Annotated in this window: 21 protein-coding genes; 13 read left to right on the forward strand and 8 right to left on the reverse strand. The window is 58.8% G+C overall.

The features are described 5' to 3' along the window. Positions 1 to 86: 86 nt before the first annotated feature. On the reverse strand, positions 87 to 1,814 hold the full coding sequence (ggt, locus tag ASG35_RS27245) for a gamma-glutamyltransferase (protein ID WP_082508667.1): 1,728 nt from the start codon (positions 1,812 to 1,814) through the stop codon (positions 87 to 89). Between the two features lie 136 nt (positions 1,815 to 1,950). Continuing rightward, positions 1,951 to 2,874 (reverse strand): LysR substrate-binding domain-containing protein, encoded by a 924-nt coding sequence (locus tag ASG35_RS27250; protein WP_056366038.1) that lies wholly within the window; start codon positions 2,872 to 2,874, stop codon positions 1,951 to 1,953. 423 nt (positions 2,875 to 3,297) lie between these two features. On the opposite strand from ASG35_RS27250, the gene ASG35_RS27255 reads away from it, so the two are divergent. The 6 genes from ASG35_RS27255 to ASG35_RS27280 all read left to right on the forward strand — a co-directional run bounded on the left by ASG35_RS27255 (position 3,298) and on the right by ASG35_RS27280 (position 10,573). Further along, positions 3,298 to 5,004 carry an ABC transporter substrate-binding protein gene (locus ASG35_RS27255; RefSeq protein ID WP_235527740.1) on the forward strand — a complete coding sequence of 569 codons (1,707 nt, stop codon included), beginning with the start codon at positions 3,298 to 3,300 and terminating at the stop codon, positions 5,002 to 5,004. Between the two features lie 112 nt (positions 5,005 to 5,116). After that, positions 5,117 to 6,037 (forward strand): ABC transporter permease subunit, encoded by a 921-nt coding sequence (locus ASG35_RS27260; protein ID WP_056365052.1) that lies wholly within the window; start codon positions 5,117 to 5,119, stop codon positions 6,035 to 6,037. Between the two features lie 39 nt (positions 6,038 to 6,076). Beyond that, positions 6,077 to 6,979, forward strand: coding sequence for an ABC transporter permease subunit (locus ASG35_RS27265; RefSeq protein ID WP_056365056.1), 903 nt, complete (start codon positions 6,077 to 6,079; stop codon positions 6,977 to 6,979). A 2-nt stretch (positions 6,980 to 6,981) separates the two neighbouring features. Next, on the forward strand, positions 6,982 to 7,983 hold the full coding sequence (locus ASG35_RS27270; RefSeq protein ID WP_327019673.1) for an ABC transporter ATP-binding protein: 1,002 nt from the start codon (positions 6,982 to 6,984) through the stop codon (positions 7,981 to 7,983). Then, complete coding sequence (gene oppF / locus ASG35_RS27275; RefSeq protein ID WP_056365060.1) at positions 7,976 to 8,959, forward strand: murein tripeptide/oligopeptide ABC transporter ATP binding protein OppF; 984 nt, start codon at positions 7,976 to 7,978, stop codon at positions 8,957 to 8,959. The genes ASG35_RS27270 and oppF overlap by 8 nt, the downstream gene beginning before the upstream one ends. Before the next feature lie 207 nt (positions 8,960 to 9,166). Then, the gene (locus ASG35_RS27280) at positions 9,167 to 10,573 is read left to right on the forward strand and encodes an OprD family outer membrane porin (RefSeq protein WP_056365062.1); all 1,407 of its coding nucleotides are present in this window, start codon (positions 9,167 to 9,169) and stop codon (positions 10,571 to 10,573) included. A gap of 69 nt (positions 10,574 to 10,642) precedes the next feature. Here ASG35_RS27280 and ASG35_RS27285 read toward each other — a convergent pair whose 3' ends face one another. From ASG35_RS27285 to ASG35_RS27305, 5 genes are all read right to left on the reverse strand, one after another. Next, the gene (locus ASG35_RS27285) at positions 10,643 to 11,533 is read right to left on the reverse strand and encodes an ABC transporter permease (RefSeq protein ID WP_056365064.1); all 891 of its coding nucleotides are present in this window, start codon (positions 11,531 to 11,533) and stop codon (positions 10,643 to 10,645) included. Continuing rightward, on the reverse strand, positions 11,530 to 12,360 hold the full coding sequence (locus ASG35_RS27290) for an ABC transporter ATP-binding protein (protein ID WP_056365067.1): 831 nt from the start codon (positions 12,358 to 12,360) through the stop codon (positions 11,530 to 11,532). Before ASG35_RS27290 ends, ASG35_RS27285 begins: the two co-directional genes overlap by 4 nt. A 178-nt stretch (positions 12,361 to 12,538) precedes the next feature. Next, positions 12,539 to 13,573: an ABC transporter substrate-binding protein gene (locus tag ASG35_RS27295; RefSeq protein ID WP_056365071.1), complete on the reverse strand. Its 1,035-nt coding sequence runs from the start codon at positions 13,571 to 13,573 to the stop codon at positions 12,539 to 12,541. A gap of 51 nt (positions 13,574 to 13,624) precedes the next feature. Then, positions 13,625 to 14,497, reverse strand: coding sequence for a TauD/TfdA dioxygenase family protein (locus ASG35_RS27300; RefSeq protein WP_056365075.1), 873 nt, complete (start codon positions 14,495 to 14,497; stop codon positions 13,625 to 13,627). Between the two features lie 159 nt (positions 14,498 to 14,656). Then, entirely contained in the window at positions 14,657 to 15,343 is a 687-nt protein-coding gene (locus tag ASG35_RS27305) for an HD domain-containing protein (protein WP_056365079.1), read from the reverse strand. Between the two features lie 207 nt (positions 15,344 to 15,550). Between ASG35_RS27305 and ASG35_RS27310 the strand changes: the two genes are divergently transcribed. After that, positions 15,551 to 16,516 carry a GlxA family transcriptional regulator gene (locus tag ASG35_RS27310; RefSeq protein ID WP_056365082.1) on the forward strand — a complete coding sequence of 322 codons (966 nt, stop codon included), beginning with the start codon at positions 15,551 to 15,553 and terminating at the stop codon, positions 16,514 to 16,516. 79 nt (positions 16,517 to 16,595) lie between these two features. Then, positions 16,596 to 17,036: a hypothetical protein gene (locus ASG35_RS27315; protein WP_056365085.1), complete on the forward strand. Its 441-nt coding sequence runs from the start codon at positions 16,596 to 16,598 to the stop codon at positions 17,034 to 17,036. A gap of 9 nt (positions 17,037 to 17,045) precedes the next feature. Here ASG35_RS27315 and ASG35_RS27320 read toward each other — a convergent pair whose 3' ends face one another. After that, a complete protein-coding gene (locus ASG35_RS27320) occupies positions 17,046 to 17,339 on the reverse strand; it encodes a hypothetical protein (RefSeq protein WP_156393387.1) in 294 nt (97 codons plus the stop codon). A 142-nt stretch (positions 17,340 to 17,481) separates the two neighbouring features. Here ASG35_RS27320 and ASG35_RS27325 point away from each other — a divergent pair, with 142 nt between their 5' ends. The 5 genes from ASG35_RS27325 (at position 17,482) to ASG35_RS27340 (ending at position 19,932) form a co-directional block, all read left to right on the forward strand. Beyond that, the gene (locus tag ASG35_RS27325; protein WP_056366044.1) at positions 17,482 to 17,745 is read left to right on the forward strand and encodes a DUF3072 domain-containing protein; all 264 of its coding nucleotides are present in this window, start codon (positions 17,482 to 17,484) and stop codon (positions 17,743 to 17,745) included. 27 nt (positions 17,746 to 17,772) lie between these two features. Further along, positions 17,773 to 17,949, forward strand: coding sequence for a hypothetical protein (locus ASG35_RS32005; protein ID WP_200945790.1), 177 nt, complete (start codon positions 17,773 to 17,775; stop codon positions 17,947 to 17,949). A 22-nt stretch (positions 17,950 to 17,971) separates the two neighbouring features. Next, a complete protein-coding gene (locus tag ASG35_RS27330) occupies positions 17,972 to 18,364 on the forward strand; it encodes a hypothetical protein (RefSeq protein ID WP_056365090.1) in 393 nt (130 codons plus the stop codon). 129 nt (positions 18,365 to 18,493) lie between these two features. Beyond that, the gene (locus tag ASG35_RS27335; RefSeq protein ID WP_056365093.1) at positions 18,494 to 19,390 is read left to right on the forward strand and encodes a LysR family transcriptional regulator; all 897 of its coding nucleotides are present in this window, start codon (positions 18,494 to 18,496) and stop codon (positions 19,388 to 19,390) included. A 119-nt stretch (positions 19,391 to 19,509) separates the two neighbouring features. After that, positions 19,510 to 19,932: a MarR family winged helix-turn-helix transcriptional regulator gene (locus ASG35_RS27340; protein ID WP_056365096.1), complete on the forward strand. Its 423-nt coding sequence runs from the start codon at positions 19,510 to 19,512 to the stop codon at positions 19,930 to 19,932. Positions 19,933 to 19,963 lie beyond the last annotated feature (31 nt).

A 19,963-nucleotide genomic window follows, 5' to 3' on the forward strand; every position in this document is an offset into this window, starting at 1 on the left:
GGCGGGTTTTATCGTGCGGAGGAAGAACGCAAAAGGCCAGGTCGGAAGACCTGGCCTTTGAACTTCGATGAAACTTCTTACAACGCTTACTGAATCACGCGCGTCACGCCGCGGCCGCGAGGATCGGCGACGGGTTCAGGCGTTTTGTCGTTGATCTTGATGGCCTGAATATCGCCGTTGAAACCCTGCTTCTGAAGCGTATAACCCTTCGCTTCGAGTTCCTTCGCCAGATCGCCGTCGATAGGCTTGTAGGGCTCCCAGAAAATGGTGTTCGGCGGCAGCAACTGGTGGTGCCAGCGCATCGCGGCAACGGCATCGGGCAGCGGCATGGAGAAGTCGTAGACGTTGCTGATCACCTGGAAGATCGACGTGAAGATGCGCGAACCGCCCGGCGTGCCGATCACCATTGCAACCTGGTCGTCCTTCGTCAGGATGGTCGGCGACATGGAGGAGAGCGGACGCTTGCGCGGTTCGATCGCGTTGGCGTCGCTGCCGACCACGCCGAACATGTTCGCCACGCCCGGTTTCGACGAGAAGTCGTCCATCTCGTCGTTCAGCACCACGCCCGTGCCGTCGGCAACCACGCCCGCGCCGAAATAACCGTTGATGGTGTACGTGTTCGACACCGCGTTGCCCCACTTGTCCACCACCGAGAAGTGCGTTGTTTCGGCCTTCTCGGGCATCGTGGTGCCGAGGCCAGGAACGACGCTCTTCGTGTCCGACGGCGTGTCCGGATTCACTTCGGATGCGCGCTTCAGGATGTAGTCATCGTTGATGAGCTGCGCAATCGGCACCTTGTAGAAATCGGGATCACCGAGATATTGCGCACGATCGGCAAAGACGCGTTTTTCGATCTCGGCAGTCAGGTGAATGTATTGCGCCGAATTGAGCGGAACGTTTGCGTATTTGTCTTTGAGATCGGCCTTCATTTTCAGCAACTGGACCAGACCGATACCACCCGAACTCGGAGGCGGCGCGGTGATGATCCGGTAGCCGTTCCAGCTTGCAAGAACCGGCGTGCGCCAGACCGCCTTGTATTCCTTCAGGTCCTGTTCGGTGATGAGGCCGTGACCGCGCATGGAGTCGGCGATCAGGCTTGCAGTCTGACCTTCATAAAAGCCTTTCGCGCCCTTGTCTGCAATGCGCTGCAAGGTAGTCGCCAATTCCGGCTGCTTGAAGTTCACGCCTTTATTCAGGTTTCCGAAGTAACTATCGAAGTTGGTCTTGCCCGCAAATTCCTTCGATGCCGCGTCCTTGCGTTCCTGCAACTGGTCGCTGACTTCGAAGCCTTCCTGCGCATATTTAATGGCAGGCGCGAGCACTTGTTTCCACTTCAGTTTGCCAAAGCGCTTTTGCGCTTCCCACATGCCCGAGACCGTTCCCGGCACGCCAACCGCGCGATGTCCGTAAAGGCTCATGCCCTTGATGACTTCGCCTTTGTCGTCGAGATACATATTCTTCGTGGCCGCGATCGGCGCGCGCTCACGATAGTCGAGGAAGTACGGACGATGATCCACATACAGCGTCATGAAACCGCCGCCGCCCAGGTTGCCTGCTTCCGGGTACGTCACGGCGAGCGTGAACGCGACGGCAACGGCGGCATCGACCGCGTTGCCGCCTTGCTTGAATATTTGCTCGGCGGCGTCGGCGGCGAATTTATCCGCGACTGCAACCGCCGACGCCGTCAATACGACCGGCTGCTGTGCAACCTTCGCGTAAGCCGGCGTGCTTTCGACAAATCCCACCGATACCGCGAACACCGCCGCCGCGACGCTTCCGAGCGCGAACGAACGCGTGCGATGCAGTGAATTCATGGTCATCTTCATTGCCATCTTTCTCCTCCTCTTGATTGGGTATTCGTCATTTCCCGGCGACCGCTTTTTTGAGATGCGCATCCGGGCTTATACCACGAGGCGGAATTCTTTCGAAAGGCTGGCAAATCCGGTGTTTTTATGCGTCGGCGAGGACCGGGGCTTCGTCGAGGGAATACGTGGCCACCACGCGCAGCACCGACTCACGGAACGACGCGACCAGATCCGAGCGAATGCCGCTGCTTGGATATGACAGCACGTATTCGTATTCAATGGCGGCTTCGAACGGCCGCACGATCACGCCATGCATGCGCCACACTTTCGCGGCGAACGGTTCCACGATCGAAACGCCCAGACCGCCCGCGACCATGGCGTATCGCGTATGAGCGGTGTCGGTCATCACGGTGTAGTTCGCGCGGTCCTCGCCGGCCGCAAACAACGATTGCTCGGCGGCATACGGCTGGCGCGAGTTGGGCAGCCATCCAATGATGCGTTCGCCGCGCAGATCCGCCGTACGCACGACTTTTTTCTTGGCCAGCCGATGCGATGCCGGCATTGCACACTGTCCGCGCGCGCTCAGCAATTTTTCCACTTCAATGCCCGCAACCGGCGCGAAAGCCTGGCTGATCGCTACGTCGGCCTTGTGGTTCTGCAGGATGGTGAGCACTTCCGGCACCTTGACCGAATCGACGCGGATTGGCACGCCCGGATGGCGCTCGACGAAATCCGCGAGGATGGGCGGCAACAAGGTGCTTGCAAGCACGGGCAAGCATGCGACGGTCAGGCCTTCCGATGCTTCATCGCGGATTAGTTCGGCGACTTGTTTCAGGCGATCCAGCCCAAGGAAATTCTCTTCGACCGACTTGAAAAACCGCAATCCTGCGTTGGTCGGATTAAGGCGTCCGCCTGTGCGGCTGAACAGGCTGAAACCGAGGTCAGCCTCTAAATCTGCTATCAGCCGGCTGATGGCGGGCTGCGTGACGTGCAGTGCGCGCGCGGCGCCCACGCTGGTGCCGGTCATGATTAAGGAACGAAATGCTTCTATCTGGCGAAAACGAATCATCGTAGCGAGCCTGCTGTGAACCGTGAGGACGCCGATGGTAGCGCGATCCGCCCATGCTTGCCGATTGAAGAAAAACGCTCGTGCGAAAACATAAAACTCATGCACGGCAGGCCGGAATCCATACACAAAACGCATGGCCTATAAGTACATGTGAGTGGAATCCACTTTATTGCTCTGAAATACTCCCGGCGAATTCGAATGTGTTGTCGGTTTGAATCTTTCGTAAAGCAGTTTGAAAGATAAGCAAATGAGCTTCTGCGAAATGGAAACACACACAGCAGGCCGGAACGCCGATCCTGTTCACGCAGCAGACGCTGACACATTTCTGCACAGAACGCCCCGCTAAATAAGGTAAAAGGCTGGTTTCGGCCGGTGCGTGTTTGACCCGTTGCGCCGTTGTACAGATAAATAAAAAGGATTCCCATGATGTTGTTTGCACGACTCGTCGCCGGTAGCGCACGCGTTGACGCTTTTTTTCGTCCGGGCGATGCTGTCGATCGCCGTCTATCCGGCAAAAGCGGTAAATGGCTGCCGGCATTGGCCGCGAGCGTGATCGTTGCGGCCACTGCGATTCCTGTCGCGAATGCGGCAAACGTCCCGGCCGGCGTTCAACTTGCAGCGAAACAGGAACTGATCCGCAACAACGCGTCCGAGGTCGAGACGCTCGATCCGAACCTGGCCGAAAGCGTGCCCTCGAACAACGTGACCCGGGACCTTTTTGAAGGCCTGACCGCGACCAACGCCGACGGCGAGGTCGTCCCGGGCGTGGCGGAAAAATGGGAACAGAAAGATGCCACTACATGGATCTTCCATCTGCGAAAGAACGCCAAGTGGTCCAATGGCGAGCCGGTGGTCGCCAATGACTTCGTCTATGGGTGCCAACGTCTTGTCGACCCGAAAATCGCGTCCCCTTATGCAACGACGTTCGGCATTTTCCTGCTCAACGGCGCCGAGATCATCGCGGGCAAGAAGCCGCTGGATTCGCTCGGCGTTCGCGCCATTGACGCTTACACCGTTGAAGTCAGGACGCCGGGTCCCGTGTCGTTCATTCCCGAACTGATGTCGAATACGAATCTGGGGCCAGTGAATAAAGCCGCCGTCGATAAATTCGGCAAGGACTGGACGAAGCCCGGCAAGCTGGTCGGCAACGGCGCGTTCACGCTCAAGGACTGGCAAGTCAACAACAAGCTCGTGCTCGCGCGCAACCCCAACTACTGGGACGCAGCGCACGTGCAATTGACGCAGGTCACTTATCTTCCTGTGGAAAGCGAAACCACGGACATCAAGTTGTTTCAATCTGGCGACAACGACTTTGTCTATCAGTTGCCGTCCGGAACCTACGCGAAATACAAACAGGATTTCCCGAACGACATCAAGCTTTCGCCCATGCTCGGCCTGCGCTATTACTCGTTCAACAACAAGGACCCGTTGCTCAAGGACGTACGCGTGCGCCAGGCGTTGTCCATGGTGATCGATCGCGACATCCTCGCGCAACGCGTCACCGCCGATGGCCAGATTCCAGCGTATGGCGTGATCGTGAAAGGCGTGAAGGGCGCCGATGTCACCGCATACGACTGGTCGACATGGCCAATGCCCAAGCGCGTTGAAGAAGCGAAGAAGCTGCTTGCGCAAGCGGGCGTAAAGCCGGGCACGACAATTCACTTCGCCATGAACTCGAGCGATTACCACAAGAAGATGGCCATCTTCGCGGCATCGGAATGGAAAACGAAGCTGGGCCTGGACACGCAGATCGACACCATGGAATTCAAGGTGCTGACCAAGAAACGTCATTCCGGCGAATACCAGATCGCGCGCAACGGCTGGGTCGCCGACTACAACGACGCGACCACGTTCCTCGGTCTCGTCTCGTGCGGCTCGGAGCAGAACGACAACTTCAACTGCAATGCGAAGGCCGATGCGCTCGTGACGGAAGCGAATTCCACCACCGACCAGGCGAGGCGCACGCAATTGCAGACGCAAGCCGCGAAGCTCGTCATGGACGATTATCCGATGCTGCCGCTCCTGCAATACACCATCGCGCGGCTCGTGAAGAACTACGTGGGCGGGTATTCGCTGAAGAACCCGATGGACCGTTACCGCAGCAAGGATCTGTATATCGTGAAGCACTGAGCGAGGCTTGCGCTTCTTGCGCTTGCTCCCGCGCTCGCTTCCGTTCCTGCAACACCCATGAGGCGGCAACCGCGATGCACACTGATCGCGACGCCGCCAGGAGAGAAGTTCCATGTGGTCTTATACGTTGAGGCGTGTACTGCTGACCGTGCCGACGCTGCTGATCGTGGTCACGGTCTGTTATCTGCTGCTGCACGCAACGCCTGGCGGTCCGTTCGACGGCGAGCGCAAGGTCTCGGCCGAAGTGCTTGCGAACTTGCAGGCTAAATACCATCTCGGCGAGCCGCTGTGGAAGCAGTACGTGCTGTATCTCAACAGCCTCCTGCATGGCGACCTGGGTGCGTCGTTCAGATACGCCGACTGGAGCGTGAACGACCTCGTACTGCGCGCGTTGCCGGTGTCCTTGACCATCGGCGGTGTGTCGATGGTGCTTGCGATCGTGCTCGGCGTGATACTCGGCATCTTCGCGGCGCTCTACCGGAATAGTCCGGCGGATTACCTGCTGATGATCGTGGGGAATGCGGGCAGCGCGTTTCCATCGTTCGTGATCGGGCCGGTACTCATTCTCGTGTTCGCGATCCTTCTCAAGTGGCTTCCGGCCGGCGGCTGGAACGGCTTCCATGTGCGCTACATGGTGCTTCCCATTGCACTGCTTACCATCATCAACGTGGCGACCGTCGGGCGCGTGACGCGCGGCAGCCTGATCGAAGTGATGAACACCAACTACATTCGCACCGCTTACGCGAAAGGTCTGTCGCAGTGGACCGTCGTGCTGCGTCACGCGTTGCGTCCTACCATGATTCCGGTGGTGTCCGTGATCGGACCGCTTGCCATCGGTTCGATAACCGCAGCGGTTGTCACGGAGTCCGTGTTCTCGCTGCCGGGTATCGGCAAGCTGATCGTGAATGGCGCTGCGAACCGCGATTACACGCTGGTGCTCGGGCTCGTGGTGCTCGTGACCGTGGTCGCGGTCCTGCTCAATCTGCTGGTCGATCTCGCGTATGCGTGGCTCGATCCGAAAATCCGTTACTGATCGATGAGTCAACGGGAATCAATGCGCATGAGGTCTGCAATGAAACAAGGAACGCTCGTCCCCGCGCTCGAAAGCGTGCTGGCCGTGCCGGTTGAAGGGCGCAGCCCGTGGCAGGACGCGCGCTTGCGTTTTGCGCGCAACAAGGCGGCGGTCGCGAGCCTCGTTATTCTTCTACTGATCACGCTGGCGTGCATCATTGGGCCGATGGTTTTGCCCAACGCCTTCGATTCCACCGACTGGAACATGATGAGTTCCACGCCAACGTTTGCCAACTGGCACTTGTTCGGCACCGACGAAACCGGCCGCGACCTGCTGGTGCGATGCCTCGTCGGCGGACGTGTGTCGCTGATGATCGGCGCGCTGGCAACGCTGACTTCGGTCACGCTCGGCATTGTGTGGGGCGCGATCGCCGGCTTCGTGGGCGGCCGCGTGGACAACGCGATGATGCGCATCGTGGACATGATGTATGCCATTCCCTACCTGCTGATCGCGATCCTGATGGTGACGCTGCTCGGCCGCGAGTTTTACCTCGTGGTGCTGACCATCACCGTGTTCTCGTGGATGGACATGGCGCGCGTGGTGCGCGGACAGACGCTTGCGATCCGGTCGAAGGAATACGTCGAGGCGGCGCGCGCGATTGGTGTGTCGACGAGCGGCATCATCTTGCGGCATATCGTGCCGAACCTGCTCGGCATCGTCGCAATCTATACAACCGTCACCGTCCCAGGCGTGATTCTCACGGAGTCCGTACTATCGTTTCTCGGGCTCGGCGTGCAGGAACCCATGACAAGCTGGGGCGTGCTGATTCAGGACGGCGTGGGCGTGATGGAAACGTCGCCGTGGATTCTCCTGTTCCCGGCGGCGCTGTTGTCGGTGACGCTGTATTGCATCAACTTTGTCGGCGACGGTCTGCGTGACGCGCTCGACCCGAAGGATCGGTAAGCATCATGTCATTGCTCAAGGTAAATAATCTCGAAGTCGCCTTCGATACACCCGACGCCGTGGTTCGCGCGGTGAACGGCGTGAGTTTCGATCTGGAAGAGGGCAGCACGCTCGGCATCGTAGGCGAATCGGGTTCGGGAAAAAGCCAGAGCGTACTCGCCATGCTTGGTCTGCTCGCGCGCAACGGACGCGTAAAAGGCAACGCGATCTACCAGGGCGAAGACCTCTTGACCATGCCGTCGAAGAAGCTCAACCGCATTCGCGGCAATCGCTTGTCGATGATATTCCAGGACCCGATGACGTCGCTGAATCCGTATCTGACGATCGAACGCCAGATGACGGAAGTGCTCGAACTGCACAAGAACATGACGCGGCGCGCTGCGAAAAAACGCGCTATCGAGATGCTCGAAGCCGTGCGCATTCCGGAAGCGGCGCATCGTATCGATCAATATCCGCACGAGCTTTCCGGCGGCATGCGCCAGCGTGTGATGATCGCAATGGCGCTGTTGTGCGAGCCGCAAGTTCTATTCGCCGATGAACCCACGACCGCGCTCGACGTCACCGTCCAGGCGCAAATCCTTCAGCTTCTGCGCAACCTTCAGCATGACTTCGGCACGGCGATCGTGCTGATCACGCACGATCTCGGCGTGGTCGCGGGCCTTTGCGAGAAGGTCATGGTCATGTACGGCGGCCGCGTGATGGAGCATTGCAATGCGGACGATCTGTTCGCACGTCCTTCGCATCCCTACACAATCGGCTTGCTGCGCGCGCTGCCGCGTCTCGATCAAAGCGACGCACCGCTTGTCGGCATTCCCGGCAATCCGCCGAACATGGCGCATCCGCCGTCTGGTTGCCCGTTCCAGGAGCGGTGTATCGATGCCAGCCAGCAGTGCGCCGAATCAATGCCGCCGCTGGAAGCTTTCGCCGGCGATCCAACCTGGCTGCGCGCGTGTTACCGGCCGGTCGAGCAAATGAAGTCGCTGCACGAGGTCGCCCATGCCTGAGCAAACCATTCTGTCCGTACGCGACGTTCAGGTCCACTTCAGCGTCAAGGCGAAGAGCAAGTTGCCGTGGGCGCCGAGGCGCACTTTGAAGGCAGTCGATGGCGTCAGTTTCGACTTGAAGGCGGGCGAAACGCTGGGTGTCGTCGGTGAATCGGGCTGCGGTAAATCGACGTTATCGCGCGCGATCCTCAACCTGATTCCCGCGACGCACGGCAAGATCGTGTGGATGGGAAAGGACCTGAGCGGTGCGACGGTCAAACAATGGCACGACGTGCGCGCCGACATCCAGATGATTTTCCAGGACCCGCTGGCTTCTCTCGATCCGCGCATGACGGTCGGGCAGATCATCGCGGAACCGCTGCGCGAACATCGGCCGGGAATGTCGAAGGACGAGATGAACCAGCGCGTGCGCGCGATGATGGCGAAGGTCGGCTTGCGCGAGCAGATGATCAACCGTTACGCGCACGAGTTTTCCGGCGGACAGTGCCAGCGGATCGGCATTGCGCGCGCGTTGATCGTGGAGCCGAAGCTGATTGTCTGCGACGAACCCGTGTCCGCGCTCGACGTGTCCATCCAGGCGCAGATCGTGAACCTGCTCAAGTCGTTGCAACAGGAAATGAAACTCGCCCTGATTTTCATCGCGCACGATCTGGCCGTGGTCAAGCACATCTCGGATCGCGTGATGGTGATGTATCTCGGCCACGTGATGGAGCTCGCCGATAAACATTCGCTTTACGCGCAGCCGCGCCATCCGTACACGCGCGCGTTGCTTTCTGCGGTGCCGGTGCCGAATCCGGCCATCGAACGGACGAAGGTCGTGCAGATTCTTTCGAGCGATATCCCGAGCCCGATCAATCCGCCGAGCGGGTGCGTGTTTCATACTCGATGCCCGATTGCACAACCGCGCTGCTCGCAGGAAGTCCCCGCGTTGCGAACGCTTGAACATGGAGTTGCCGCCGCCTGTCTGCTTGCCTGATTTGCGCCTTATTCCTTCAATCGCCCATCGTTCAATTCACCATTCGTCATGGTGGATTGAAGCGTTGTTTTTGATAACCCTGTAGTTCCCCGTAGTAACCATCCGATGCCTCGCTCCTTAAATGGCGCGTTTATAAACTCGCGCCGGTTTTATTGAGACAGTCATCGGCCTTTAATCACAATCTATAACAGGTCAGAGACAAATATAATGAAAAAACAGAAACAATCGCTAGCGCTATCTTTAATTGTTGTGAGCGGCCTGATGAGCCCGTCCATGGCCGCATTTGCCGACGATGACGATATTTCAACCCGTCATACTGAGGCGCCGCCCAGTTCTCCGCCGAATTCAGAAGCCGATGCACCGATTAGCAATCAGTCGAAGTCGCAAGGGTTTATAGAAGATTCACATTTCAAGCTGCTATTTCGCAGTTACACGGAACGGCTGGAATCAGAAGGGATCAAGCGGAAAGACGCGTGGGTGATTGGTAATCAGGCGGTATTTGAATCGGGGTATACGCGCGGATTATTTGGCGTGGGTTTGGATGCATCGCTATTCAGCGACCTGAAGCTGAATGGCGGACAAGGCGCGGGAAACCGGGTTCACTTGAATCATGATGGCCAGAGCGGACAGAACCAGCTGGCGTGGACGTACCCGGGAGTGTGGGACGTGAAGGCGCGGGTATCGAATACGGTAGTCAAATACGGTTTGCAATTGTTCGACGACCCTTTTCTCGTTCCTCACGATAACCGTGCTTTGCCGCCCACCTATCGTGGTTTTTCGCTCGCCAGCGAAGAGATAAAAAACGTGATGTTGAAAGCCGGTAGCGTGGACGGCGTGTTGGCGCGCGGTCAGACGAGCGTGACGACGCTGAAGACGGAATATGGCGGAACGCGCTTCAGCCGATTTACTTTTGCCGGCGGCGAGTACGCACCAAACGACGATATTGCCGCATCGTTATATGCGAGCCGCGCTGAAAATGTCTGGGACCAGTATTATTTGACGATGACCCGCAGTATTGGCGATCCATCCCAGATTCGCTGGACCGGCAACCTGACTTATTACTACACGCATGACGTTGGACAGAGCAGGAATGGTCCCGTTAATAACCATGCGTATAGCTTGTTGTTATCGGGTACGCACAATGCGCACACGATCTCCGTGGGTTTCCAGCAGATTGCCAGCAACCAGTTCTTCGATTATGTCGGCCAGTCGGCAGGCGACTATCTGGCGAACTCGCTCGATGTGGACTACAACGCGCCGCACGAAAAATCGCTCCAGCTCGGCTATACGCTAAATCTCGCCGGGTACGGTTTGCCGGGCGCGAAGGTGACAACGTGGGGCGCTTATGGCTGGGGCGCGGATGCATCGACCATGGCAAATCGCTATGCCGATCCCGCCAGTTCGCTTCACGATCTGTACTGGAAAAACGGCCAGCCGGTTCACGGGACGCATTACGAATTCGGCGTAATTCCGTCGTACACCATCGGCTCCGGGAAGCTCAAAGGCGCAAGCGCCAAGTTCTATTACATGCATCACCACGGCGGGAAATATTATTCGGATTCCACCAGCGACGTGTATCGCTTGATGGTGAACGTTCCCGTGAACGTGTTCTGATGCAAGCGTGATTAAAAAAGCCCGCAAGGCGATACCTTGTGGGCTTTTGCATTCGGACAGAGAGGACACTTACCGCTGCACGCCCCAGCGGCGCACGGTCAGGCGCTCGAAGGTATCGAAGACAAGATGTTCCACGACCAGACCAATCACGATCACCGCCGCGAGCCCCGCGAACACGCGGTCCGTGTAGAGCTCGTTGCGATTCTGGAAGATGTACCAGCCCAGACCGCCGTTGCCTGAACTCGCGCCGAACACGAGCTCGGCCGCTATCAGCGTGCGCCACGCGAATGCCCAGCCAACCCGAAGGCCCGCAAGAATCGATGGCAACGCGGCGGGAACGAGGATCAGCAGCACATGCCGAAGCCCTTTAAGCCCGTAATTGCGACCCGTCATGCGCAGCGTTTCCGGCACGGATTGAAAACCCGAGTACGTGTTCAACGCCAGCGGCCAAAGCACCGAATGCACGAGCACGAACAGCAGGCTTCCGGTTCCCAGACCGAACCACAACAGCGCAAGCGGCAACAAGGCGATAGAAGGCAAAGGGTTGAACATCGCGGTCAGCATGGACAGCAGATCGCGTCCAAATCGTGTCGATACAGCCAGCGAAGTCAGCACGAACGCCAGCACGACGCCGAGCAGATAACCACGCAACAGCACGGACAGGGAGATCGCGGTTTTCGCAATCAGCTCGCCGGACCAGATGCCTTGCACGAAGGCCGTGAGGGTATCGGTGAAAGTGGGAAGCAACAGATCATTGCCGACCGCATGCGCCGCCACTTGCCAAATGCCGATCAGCACCAGCGCGATCAACGTCTTCCTCAGCCACGTCTGATTTGCGAGCCGCTTGCCGAACGGCAACGGCGCTTCGACGGCGACATCGGTCAGAGGTTCGGGATTGCGCTCGTATTCTTCGCGCACTGGCGGCGTCAAACGCGCCGCGATGTGATCCACGGTACTCATTGAACCGCCTCCGTTTCTTCAAACAGCAATCGATGAATCCGCGCCACGCTTTGCTGGAAGTCGTTGCGCCCCGAACTGTCCTTCGTGAACTGGTGACTGTTCAGTTCCGCGCGAACGCGTCCGGGATGCGGCGTCAGCAACAGGATCCGGTTACCGACGATCAGCGCTTCCTCGATCGAATGCGTGACGAACAGAAGCGTGAAACTCGCTTCCTCCCACAGGCGCAGCAGCTCTTCCTGCATCTTGCGGCGAGTGAGGGCGTCGAGTGCCGCGAAGGGTTCGTCCATCAGCAAGACACGAGGTTGCATTGCGAGTGCGCGGGCGATGGCGACACGCTGCTTCATGCCGCCCGAGAGCGTGTGCGGATAGGCATCGGCGAAAGCGGCGAGGCCGACCTTGTCGAGAAAATGGAGCGCGCGATCGCGAGCCTCGGCGCGGCTGATTTTTTTCGCCACGCGCAGCGGAAACGCCACGTTTTGCAGCACGGTTTTCCACGGCGGCAACTGGTCGAATTCCTGGAACACGACAATGCGATCCGCGCCCGGACCATTGACCGGAGTGCCATCGATTTGAATCGTGCCTGCCGTAGGCTCGATAAACCCCGCCACCGCCTTGAGCAACGTGGATTTGCCGCAACCGGACGGGCCGAGCAGCACGAAACGATCGCCGCCGTAGACATCGAAGCTCACCTGGTGCGTGGCGCGAACGATGCGCTCGCGCGTGCGGTACTCGAGGCTGACGTTATCGACGGTGAGCAACTTGCCGCTCGTCGCCGCCGATGGACGGGGCGTGACCGGCGGGTATAAAGCAGAAGGATTGGCGGCCATGGCTGTGGGTCCGGGCATAAACCACGACCTTAGCGGCGCGTTGGAAGCGCGTGAACCAATCATTGCGCATATTCAAAACACGCCGACGCATAAGCGGCGTTTTTGCGGTTTCAGTGGATGAACAAAAACCCGCCGAGGCGGGTTTCGGGGCTGGCAGGCCGGTCAGTTTTCCAGGCGATCAGCTTCCCGCGCCCAGCGCTGGATCGTTGAAAAAATAGTCCTGCCACGACTTCGGTTCGTTCCTGATCGCACCCACGCGATGCATGAACTGGGCAAGCCCCAGCGTGTTCTGCGGCGTGATCTTGAACTGCGTCTGCGGACTTTTGATGATCCCGAGCAGCAGGTTCCGGTCGATCTTCGCGTTGTTCACACGAATATAGATATCGGCGGCGGCTTCGGGGTTGGCGGACACAAAACGCGCTGCATCGGCAAGCGCCGCGATAAACGCACGATACGTCTTCGGGTTGGTATCGCGGAATTTTTCGGTTGCGTACAGCACCGTGGACGAGCCCGGACCACCGAGCACATCGTAGGAATTCAGCACGATATGCGCCTTCGGATTGCCCGCAAGTTCCTGTTCCTGGAACGGCGGATTCCCGAAGTGCCCGCTGATTTCCGTCCCGCCCGCGATGATCGCCGCAGCCGCATCCGGATGCGGGACCGCCTGCGTGAGTTTGTCGAGCTTGTCGAAGTCTTTGTCGCCCCAGCGTTTCGCGGCGGCGTACTGCAGCACACGCGATTGCACGGACACGGATACCGCCGGCACGGCGATACGGTCCTTCTCCGTGAAATCGGCGATCGTCTTCACTTTCGGATTATTCGATACGAGGTAGTACGGAAAGTTGCCGAGCGACGCCACGCCCTTCACGTTCTGCTTGCCGTGTGTGCGGTCCCAGATCGTCATTAACGGACCCACGCCTGCGCCGGCAATATCGATGGAACCCGAAAGCAGCGCGTCGTTCACCGCCGCGCCGCCGGATAGCTTGAGCCAGTCCACCTTGATATCGACGCCTTGCTTCTTGCCTTCCTGCTCGATCAGCTTCTGCTCCCGTGCAACGTTAAGCAGCAGATACACCACGCCGAATTGCTCGGCGATACGGATCGTGCCTTCGGCTTGCGCCGGAGCGGCCGCGCCGAGCGACGTGATTGCGATGGACAACGAAAGGAGCGCCGCGCCAAGGCGGCGCGACGGCGTGCAGGCGAAAAGCGGCATCGGAAGTCCGAGAAAGGTTTTTAGAGTTGGATCGAACCGGGAAATGCGAAATCAGAACGGTGTATCGCCTTCAATCGTCGTCCGGTACATCTTGCGGCGCAGATGATCGGGCGTGCCGGCCGCGAGGTGCATCAGCGAGCGGTTGTCCCAGAACACCAGATCGTGTTCGCGCCATTGGTGCCGGTAGAGATGTTCTTCGCGCACGCTATGGTCGAAAAGCGCCTGAAGAAGTTCGCGGCTTTCGTCTTCGGGCATGTCGATCACGCGCGTGGTGAAGTGCTCGCTCACGAATAGCGCACGGCGGCCCGTTTCCGGATGCGTGCGCACGATGGGCTGGACGACGGGTTTGACCTGCGCGATCTGTTCAGCGGACAGGTTCGGACGCCACGGGCTGCGCTTTTGCAACTCGGCATATTTCGCGAGATACGTGTGTTCGGCGAAGCGGCCCTCGACGGCTGTGCGCAACGCTTGTGGCAGCGTGTCCCATGCGAGATGCATGTTGGCGAACAGCGTGTCGCCGCCTTCGGCCGGCAATTCCTGCGCGTGCAGGAGCGAACCGAGGCTGGGCGTTTCCTTATACGAAAGGTCCGAATGCCAGAAATGCCCGGCGTCCCCGAGACCGATCGGCTTGCCATTCTCCATCACGTTCGAAACGATCAGGATCTCCGGATGGCCGCTCAACTGGAACTGGTGAAGCACGTGGATTTGCAGCGGGCCGAAACGGCGGCTGAACTCGATATGCTGTTCGGGCGTAATGCGCTGATCGCGAAACACGATCACATGATGGTCGAGATGAGCGCGATGAATGCGCTTGAAATCGTCGTCCGCGAGCGGCTGGCTCAAGTCGAGACCGGTTATTTCGGCGCCTAGCGGACCGTCGAACGGCGTGATTTCGATGGTCTGGTTGAGAGTGTGTGTCGTCACGCGGGACTCTTTATCCGATTCAGGGAACGTGCTTTTGTGAGAGTCTGAATCTAAGTTTGCGCGCGAACAACGTCAACGAACCAAATCCCATACGCTTATCTGTTTTAGCGATAAACAAGCCGTTCCAGTGGAGGAACGGCTGTTCAAACCCGCGAACGCTCAGTGGGCGTGCGACAGATCACTGCAATGCGAACACGCGCCCGGGCTGTCATTCCACGACGAACCCAGGATCAGGCTGCAGAAATTCAGGCGTTTGTACGTCGGATCTTTCAGCGCGAGGACATCGGCTTTCACGTTGCCGAACGTGGTCTCCGGCTTTCTGATCGTGCCGTGCGCGAACGCATCGATGATCCCTTCCTTGAAGTTCACTTCTCGCGGATGCACGGCAATGACCTGCTTGCGCTGGTTATCGGTGAATTCATCATATGCAAGGCCCAGCACATCCATTTCCACGCCTGCCGTGACCAGCGCGACGACCGGCTTTTTGTGCTGCGGAATGCCCGGCGTGGTGTGCAGCGCGATCGAATCCCAGACTTGCTCTATATCGTGTTCGCCGATGCCGTAACCCTTCAGGAAATCGCGCGCCGCGTTGGCGCCATCGACTTCGAAACGATCGTGCTTGCTGCTGTAGGCATCGATCAGACCCATGTCGTGGAACATCGCGCCGATATAAAGCAGCTCGGCGTCGTAGGCGAGCTTGCGACGCTCGCCCGTCAGCGCGCCGAACAGGAATACGCGACGTGAATGGTTATAAAGAAGGTCCGGCTCGGTATCGCGGACGAGTTCGGTGGCGGCGCGCGCCATGGCGCTGTCGGGAATAAGGATTCCGGCGATCGTGGTGGTCATGTTCGATGCTCCTTGATATGAAGGTTCCCGGGACGCCTTGTTAAACTGCGGCTTTCATCGGGCACGCTGAGTGGATTAAACGACCAGTTCAGTGTCGCTGCGCCGGGGTTCAGCGGCAATCGGAGTCATCCGTCGAACTCTGCCAACCGCACGGCGTCTGCTGCCAAGCGGCTAAAAAACCTTTGAATCGACCAGGAGCACGACCTCATGCGCAGCGTCGCGATCGCGATTTTTCCGCAAGTGCAGGCGCTCGATGTAGCCGGTCCACTCGATGTCTTCGCCGAAGCGAATGGTTTCATCGCGCGGGACGATGCATACGCCATCACGCTGGTCGGCGTGGATGACGCGCCGGTGCGGGCATCGAACGGCACGCGCATGCTCGCCGATCTCACGTGCGATCACGCGCAACACGGCTTTGATATCGCGCTGGTCGCGGGCGGCCCGGCGCTTCCCTTCGATGAACCGGATCCGCGCCTCACCGCCTGGTTGCGCGACGTCGCCTCACGCTGCGAGCGCTACGGTTCCATTTGCACGGGCGCGTTTGCGCTGGGCCACGCTGGTTTGATCGATGGCCGTCATGTCACGACCCATTGGCAAAACGCGCCGCAACTCGCGCGGCAATTTCCGAAGGCAAGGGTGGAGCTCGACCGGATTCATATCCGGGATGGCAATCTCGTGACGTCGGCAGGAGTGACGGCGGGTATCGATGTGGCGCTTGCGCTGGTCGCGGAAGATCATGGTCCTACGGTTGCGCTGGCGGTGGCGAAACGGCTTGTCGTGTTCGCCCAGCGGCGCGGCGGCCAGTCGCAATTCAGCCCCTATTTAACCGCTCCCGCCGATGAAACCGCGCCCGCCGCCAAGGTCCAGGCGTACGTGATGGAACATATCGGCGAGCGGCTGACGGTCGAAAAGCTGGCGCAGATTGCCGGGATGAGCGAGCGGAATTTCGCGCGCGCGTTTGTCGAGGCAACGGAACTGACGCCGCATGATTTCGTGGAGCGCGCGCGAATCGATGCCGCGCGCAACGCGCTGGAAAGTACGGTTACGCCGCTGAAGACCATCGCGTATGAATGCGGTTTTGGTACGGCGGACCGGATGCGGATCGTCTTTAGACAAAGACTCGGTGTATCGCCGAATGATTACCGCTTGAGCTTCCAGAATCGCGAAAGCTAATGGTGCATGGACGAATGCTGGACCGCTTTATGCTCGTAGTTGGGTCAGGACGTTCAGACCATGCATTCCGGAGAATCCGATGAAAGATGCTTATGAAAGACGCGCGTTGCTGCTACATCTCGGCGATGTGCTCGAGGGAATATCGTGTCTCTCGCGCATCGGTACGCAGTACGCGACGCTTGGCGAGGCGCTGGCCGCTGAAGATTCGCTGGTGAGTTTTACATGGCTCGGTTTTATCGATGCAAGCATGCCTCCACGGCAAGTTGCCGGGCAAGCCGCTGCTGCATTTTTCCTATGGCCGAAGTCATTACTCGACGAACAATTGAACCGACGGCTGTTTGCATCGACCGTGCAGCATGATCTTTTTGCTGGGAATCCTGGCGGCTGGGAAGCGTACGTTGCGGAACGTAAGAAGGACGTGGCGTGGTTTGCTGATGGGGTGGAAGCACCTTCTGCTGAAGATCCCGACAGTTCCGGGACATCGGGCCTCAGCCGCTGGCCTTGGCCCGAAAAGATTTAAAACGACCGCCTAAGGCTTCTTGCTCATGCTGCTCGCTCCAGCATCCAGCCCCATGCCGTTCTTGCGGCCAGTAGTCGGCTGCTTTCCCGCCGATACCTTGCCCGGCGCCGGCTTGAGCGCGTTGTCCCGTGCCACGGATGAACTCGTGGCGCTCGCGGGCGACGTGGTGTTGTGCTCGTCGTAGGCGGGCGTGCTATCGGATTCGAGTTTGTTCGGCTTTTGTTGCCCGTCGGCATAAAGCGGGACTGCCGATGCGGCGATCAAGCTGCCGATCATCAAAAGAATGCGAGGGGAAAATTTCATTGTCGGTCTCATTGTTATCCGGCTGGATCGCCGCCCGGTTTTATAGATAAGTTTTATCGAGCAAGGAACGCTCCCGGCGATACGACATGTTTGCTTGGAACACAGCTTGCTGCTGTCTTGTGATCTCAACCAGGACGCGATCATGAGCAATCAGCCGAATCAACCGAATCAACCGAATGAAGCAAATCAACCCGTCGACGAAAACCCCAAGAGCCATCCGACTTCCAATGCCGAGAAAGATCCGGCGGATTGGGTCACGGGCGACGAAGCAATGACGGGCGCGCAGGCGTCGTACTTGAAGACGCTTTCGGAAGAAGCGAAAGAGCCGTTCGATGCTTCGTTGAACAAGGCCGAGGCGTCGCGAAGGATTGAAGAACTGCAAGCCAAGACCGGCCGCGGCACCTGAAACCACATCCCATACGAGGATCGAAAAATGGCAGCTGAATCATCCCGCGATACACCACCCAAACAACGTGACGACGACGCTACCGCGGCGGACCGCCAACTGAGCGACGCGCAGAAAGGCTCGACAAAGGGCGAACCTGCGCCACCCAAACCATCGAGCGACGCCAATCTGCCCGACCCGAAGGACGTTGGCGAGGCCGGCTAATTCAAAACACGAGGATTGAATCATGGCATCGAAATCGAAATCCAAACCGGCAAGCGACGCAGCGCCGCCAAGCCTTGACTACACATTCAAGTTGTTTGCGACCGATCATCGTGTGCTGGCTCAAAACGGCGACGGCAAGCTGATCGATATCGGCGCGATCGAGCATCGTGAGAAGACGGGTTTTGTCGTGTCGCTAGATGTGGACGAGCTGGAGTCGGAGCCTGCTTCGAGCGAGGAAAAGGCGTTGCAGAACATTGCAACGCAGATCACGTTTGATTACCTCGATGGCCTCTTCACCAGCGAAGACGTCACCGAATTTCACGGCAAGCTGGCGGACTTGCCGCACATGGAACTTACGCTCGATGAAACTCTTCCGCGCAGTCTCACCGACCGCACGCCGCCCCATCTTTTTTGAATCGAAGTAAAAAGCAGGCGTGTTTTCCAGCCTAAAAAGCCCGGAAATCCAATTTGCCGCACAATCCCGACGATGCACCCGCGCATGGTTTAAACAACTAGAACGCGCGGCATCAACAAGGATCGAGCGATGGACTATCTGACAAGCCTCAAAGTTTTCCGGGCGGTCGTGGAGGCGAAAAGCTTCACACGCGCCGCCGATCTTCTTGGCGTCTCGCCGCCGGTGGTATCGCGTGCAATCGCGACGCTCGAGCAGCGGCTTGGGAACCGGCTGTTTCATCGCACCACGCGACATATCTCCCTGACGGAAACCGCCGAGAAGTTCTTCGAGGGTTGCTCGCGCGTACTTGATGAACTTGAGGCGCTGGAAACGCAGGCATCCAATCGGGCGAGTGATCCAAGCGGCGTGCTGCGCGTGGTTTCCCACACCACGGCAACGCTCAATCGACTTGTGCCGCTGCTCGTAGCTTTCCGCCGTCGATATCCGCTGGTCAGCGTCGATGTCACGCTGACGGAGCGGCCCGTCGATCTGGTTGCCGATGGCTACGACCTCGGCATCGTTCTGCCTTTCATGCTGACGAGCGACACCACCGTCACACGTTTGCTCGAACGCATTCCGCTGGTGATCGTGGCGACGCCCCAATATCTCGCCGATAAGACCCGGCCCGTTCATCCGGCCGATCTCGCGGGACATGAGTTCATCGCCATGCATCCGTCCATTCGCAAACATATGCTGACGTTCCGGCTTGGTGACGGCGAAGAACTGACGGTGCAAATCAAAGCCGACATGACGTCGAACAACGCAATGCTTAATCGCGGGCTCGTAATGCAGGGATTGGGCGTAGGTGTGCTGCCTTCGGTGCTGGTGCGCGACGAGCTTGCAGCGGGGACGCTCGTGTCGCTTCTGGACGGTTTCGAAATAGTCGATGGCGCCATCGAAATTCGTCTCGCTTACAGCAGCCGGACCTTGCTGCCGGCAAAAGTTCGCGCGTTCATCGAGCACGCATCGGAATTTTTCGAAGCCTAAATACGTTGGCTTTGATCTCGGCGTCGTACTGATCTCGCCCGATTGTTGTCGGATTCAGCATCAATTTCATGTCCGCAATGACAGTTGACTACGTGCATATACACACTTAGTCTGTGCACATGCACACCCCGCCATTCCGACACGACGACTGTTTTGCGCTGCGGCAGGCCGCGCGCCATATCTCGCAGCTATACGAGCGGCATCTCTCGGCGGCCGGAATCACGCCGACGCAATTCAGCATTGTTTCGGCGCTGGAGCGCGCGCCCGACATGACGATGGCCGAACTCGCGCAAGCAATGGTGATGGAACGCACCACAGTCGTCCGCACTTTGCAGCCGCTGCTTCGGAGCGGTCTGGTGTCGGCGGAACTGGGCGGAACGTGCCAGCGACGGCTGCAATTGACGCTCACCGAGAGCGGCCGAACCAAGCTCGCCGACGCCCAGCTTCATTTCCAAGCCGCGCAAGAAGAGTTCGAAACGAAGTTCGGGCGGCGCCAGGCCGCGCGTCTGCGGCGCGAGCTTTTCCGGCTGACGAGCGAATAACGCCTCGCTTCAACACTCGATGCAACCAACA

This window comes from Burkholderia sp. Leaf177 (genome assembly GCF_001424345.1).
In the GTDB taxonomy this organism is placed as follows: Bacteria; Pseudomonadota; Gammaproteobacteria; order Burkholderiales; family Burkholderiaceae; genus Caballeronia.

Bases quoted from the DNA above. Each gene is read 5' to 3' on its own strand.
- oppF (WP_056365060.1), top strand. From the start codon at position 7,976: ATGCCTGAGCAAACCATTCTGTCCGTACGCGACGTTCAGGTCCACTTC.
- ASG35_RS27310 (WP_056365082.1), top strand. From the start codon at position 15,551: ATGCGCAGCGTCGCGATCGCGATTTTTCCGCAAGTGCAGGCGCTCGAT.
- ASG35_RS27330 (WP_056365090.1), top strand. From the start codon at position 17,972: ATGGCATCGAAATCGAAATCCAAACCGGCAAGCGACGCAGCGCCGCCA.
- ASG35_RS27290 (WP_056365067.1), bottom strand. From the start codon at position 12,360: ATGGCCGCCAATCCTTCTGCTTTATACCCGCCGGTCACGCCCCGTCCA.
- ASG35_RS27260 (WP_056365052.1), top strand. From the start codon at position 5,117: ATGTGGTCTTATACGTTGAGGCGTGTACTGCTGACCGTGCCGACGCTG.
- ASG35_RS27265 (WP_056365056.1), top strand. From the start codon at position 6,077: ATGAAACAAGGAACGCTCGTCCCCGCGCTCGAAAGCGTGCTGGCCGTG.
- ASG35_RS27280 (WP_056365062.1), top strand. From the start codon at position 9,167: ATGAAAAAACAGAAACAATCGCTAGCGCTATCTTTAATTGTTGTGAGC.
- ASG35_RS32005 (WP_200945790.1), top strand. From the start codon at position 17,773: ATGGCAGCTGAATCATCCCGCGATACACCACCCAAACAACGTGACGAC.
- ASG35_RS27305 (WP_056365079.1), bottom strand. From the start codon at position 15,343: ATGACCACCACGATCGCCGGAATCCTTATTCCCGACAGCGCCATGGCG.
- ASG35_RS27255 (WP_235527740.1), top strand. From the start codon at position 3,298: ATGATGTTGTTTGCACGACTCGTCGCCGGTAGCGCACGCGTTGACGCT.
- ASG35_RS27315 (WP_056365085.1), top strand. From the start codon at position 16,596: ATGAAAGATGCTTATGAAAGACGCGCGTTGCTGCTACATCTCGGCGAT.
- ASG35_RS27295 (WP_056365071.1), bottom strand. From the start codon at position 13,573: ATGCCGCTTTTCGCCTGCACGCCGTCGCGCCGCCTTGGCGCGGCGCTC.
- ASG35_RS27250 (WP_056366038.1), bottom strand. From the start codon at position 2,874: ATGATTCGTTTTCGCCAGATAGAAGCATTTCGTTCCTTAATCATGACC.
- ASG35_RS27325 (WP_056366044.1), top strand. From the start codon at position 17,482: ATGAGCAATCAGCCGAATCAACCGAATCAACCGAATGAAGCAAATCAA.
- ASG35_RS27320 (WP_156393387.1), bottom strand. From the start codon at position 17,339: ATGAAATTTTCCCCTCGCATTCTTTTGATGATCGGCAGCTTGATCGCC.
- ggt (WP_082508667.1), bottom strand. From the start codon at position 1,814: ATGAATTCACTGCATCGCACGCGTTCGTTCGCGCTCGGAAGCGTCGCG.
- ASG35_RS27340 (WP_056365096.1), top strand. From the start codon at position 19,510: ATGCACACCCCGCCATTCCGACACGACGACTGTTTTGCGCTGCGGCAG.
- ASG35_RS27335 (WP_056365093.1), top strand. From the start codon at position 18,494: ATGGACTATCTGACAAGCCTCAAAGTTTTCCGGGCGGTCGTGGAGGCG.
- ASG35_RS27285 (WP_056365064.1), bottom strand. From the start codon at position 11,533: ATGAGTACCGTGGATCACATCGCGGCGCGTTTGACGCCGCCAGTGCGC.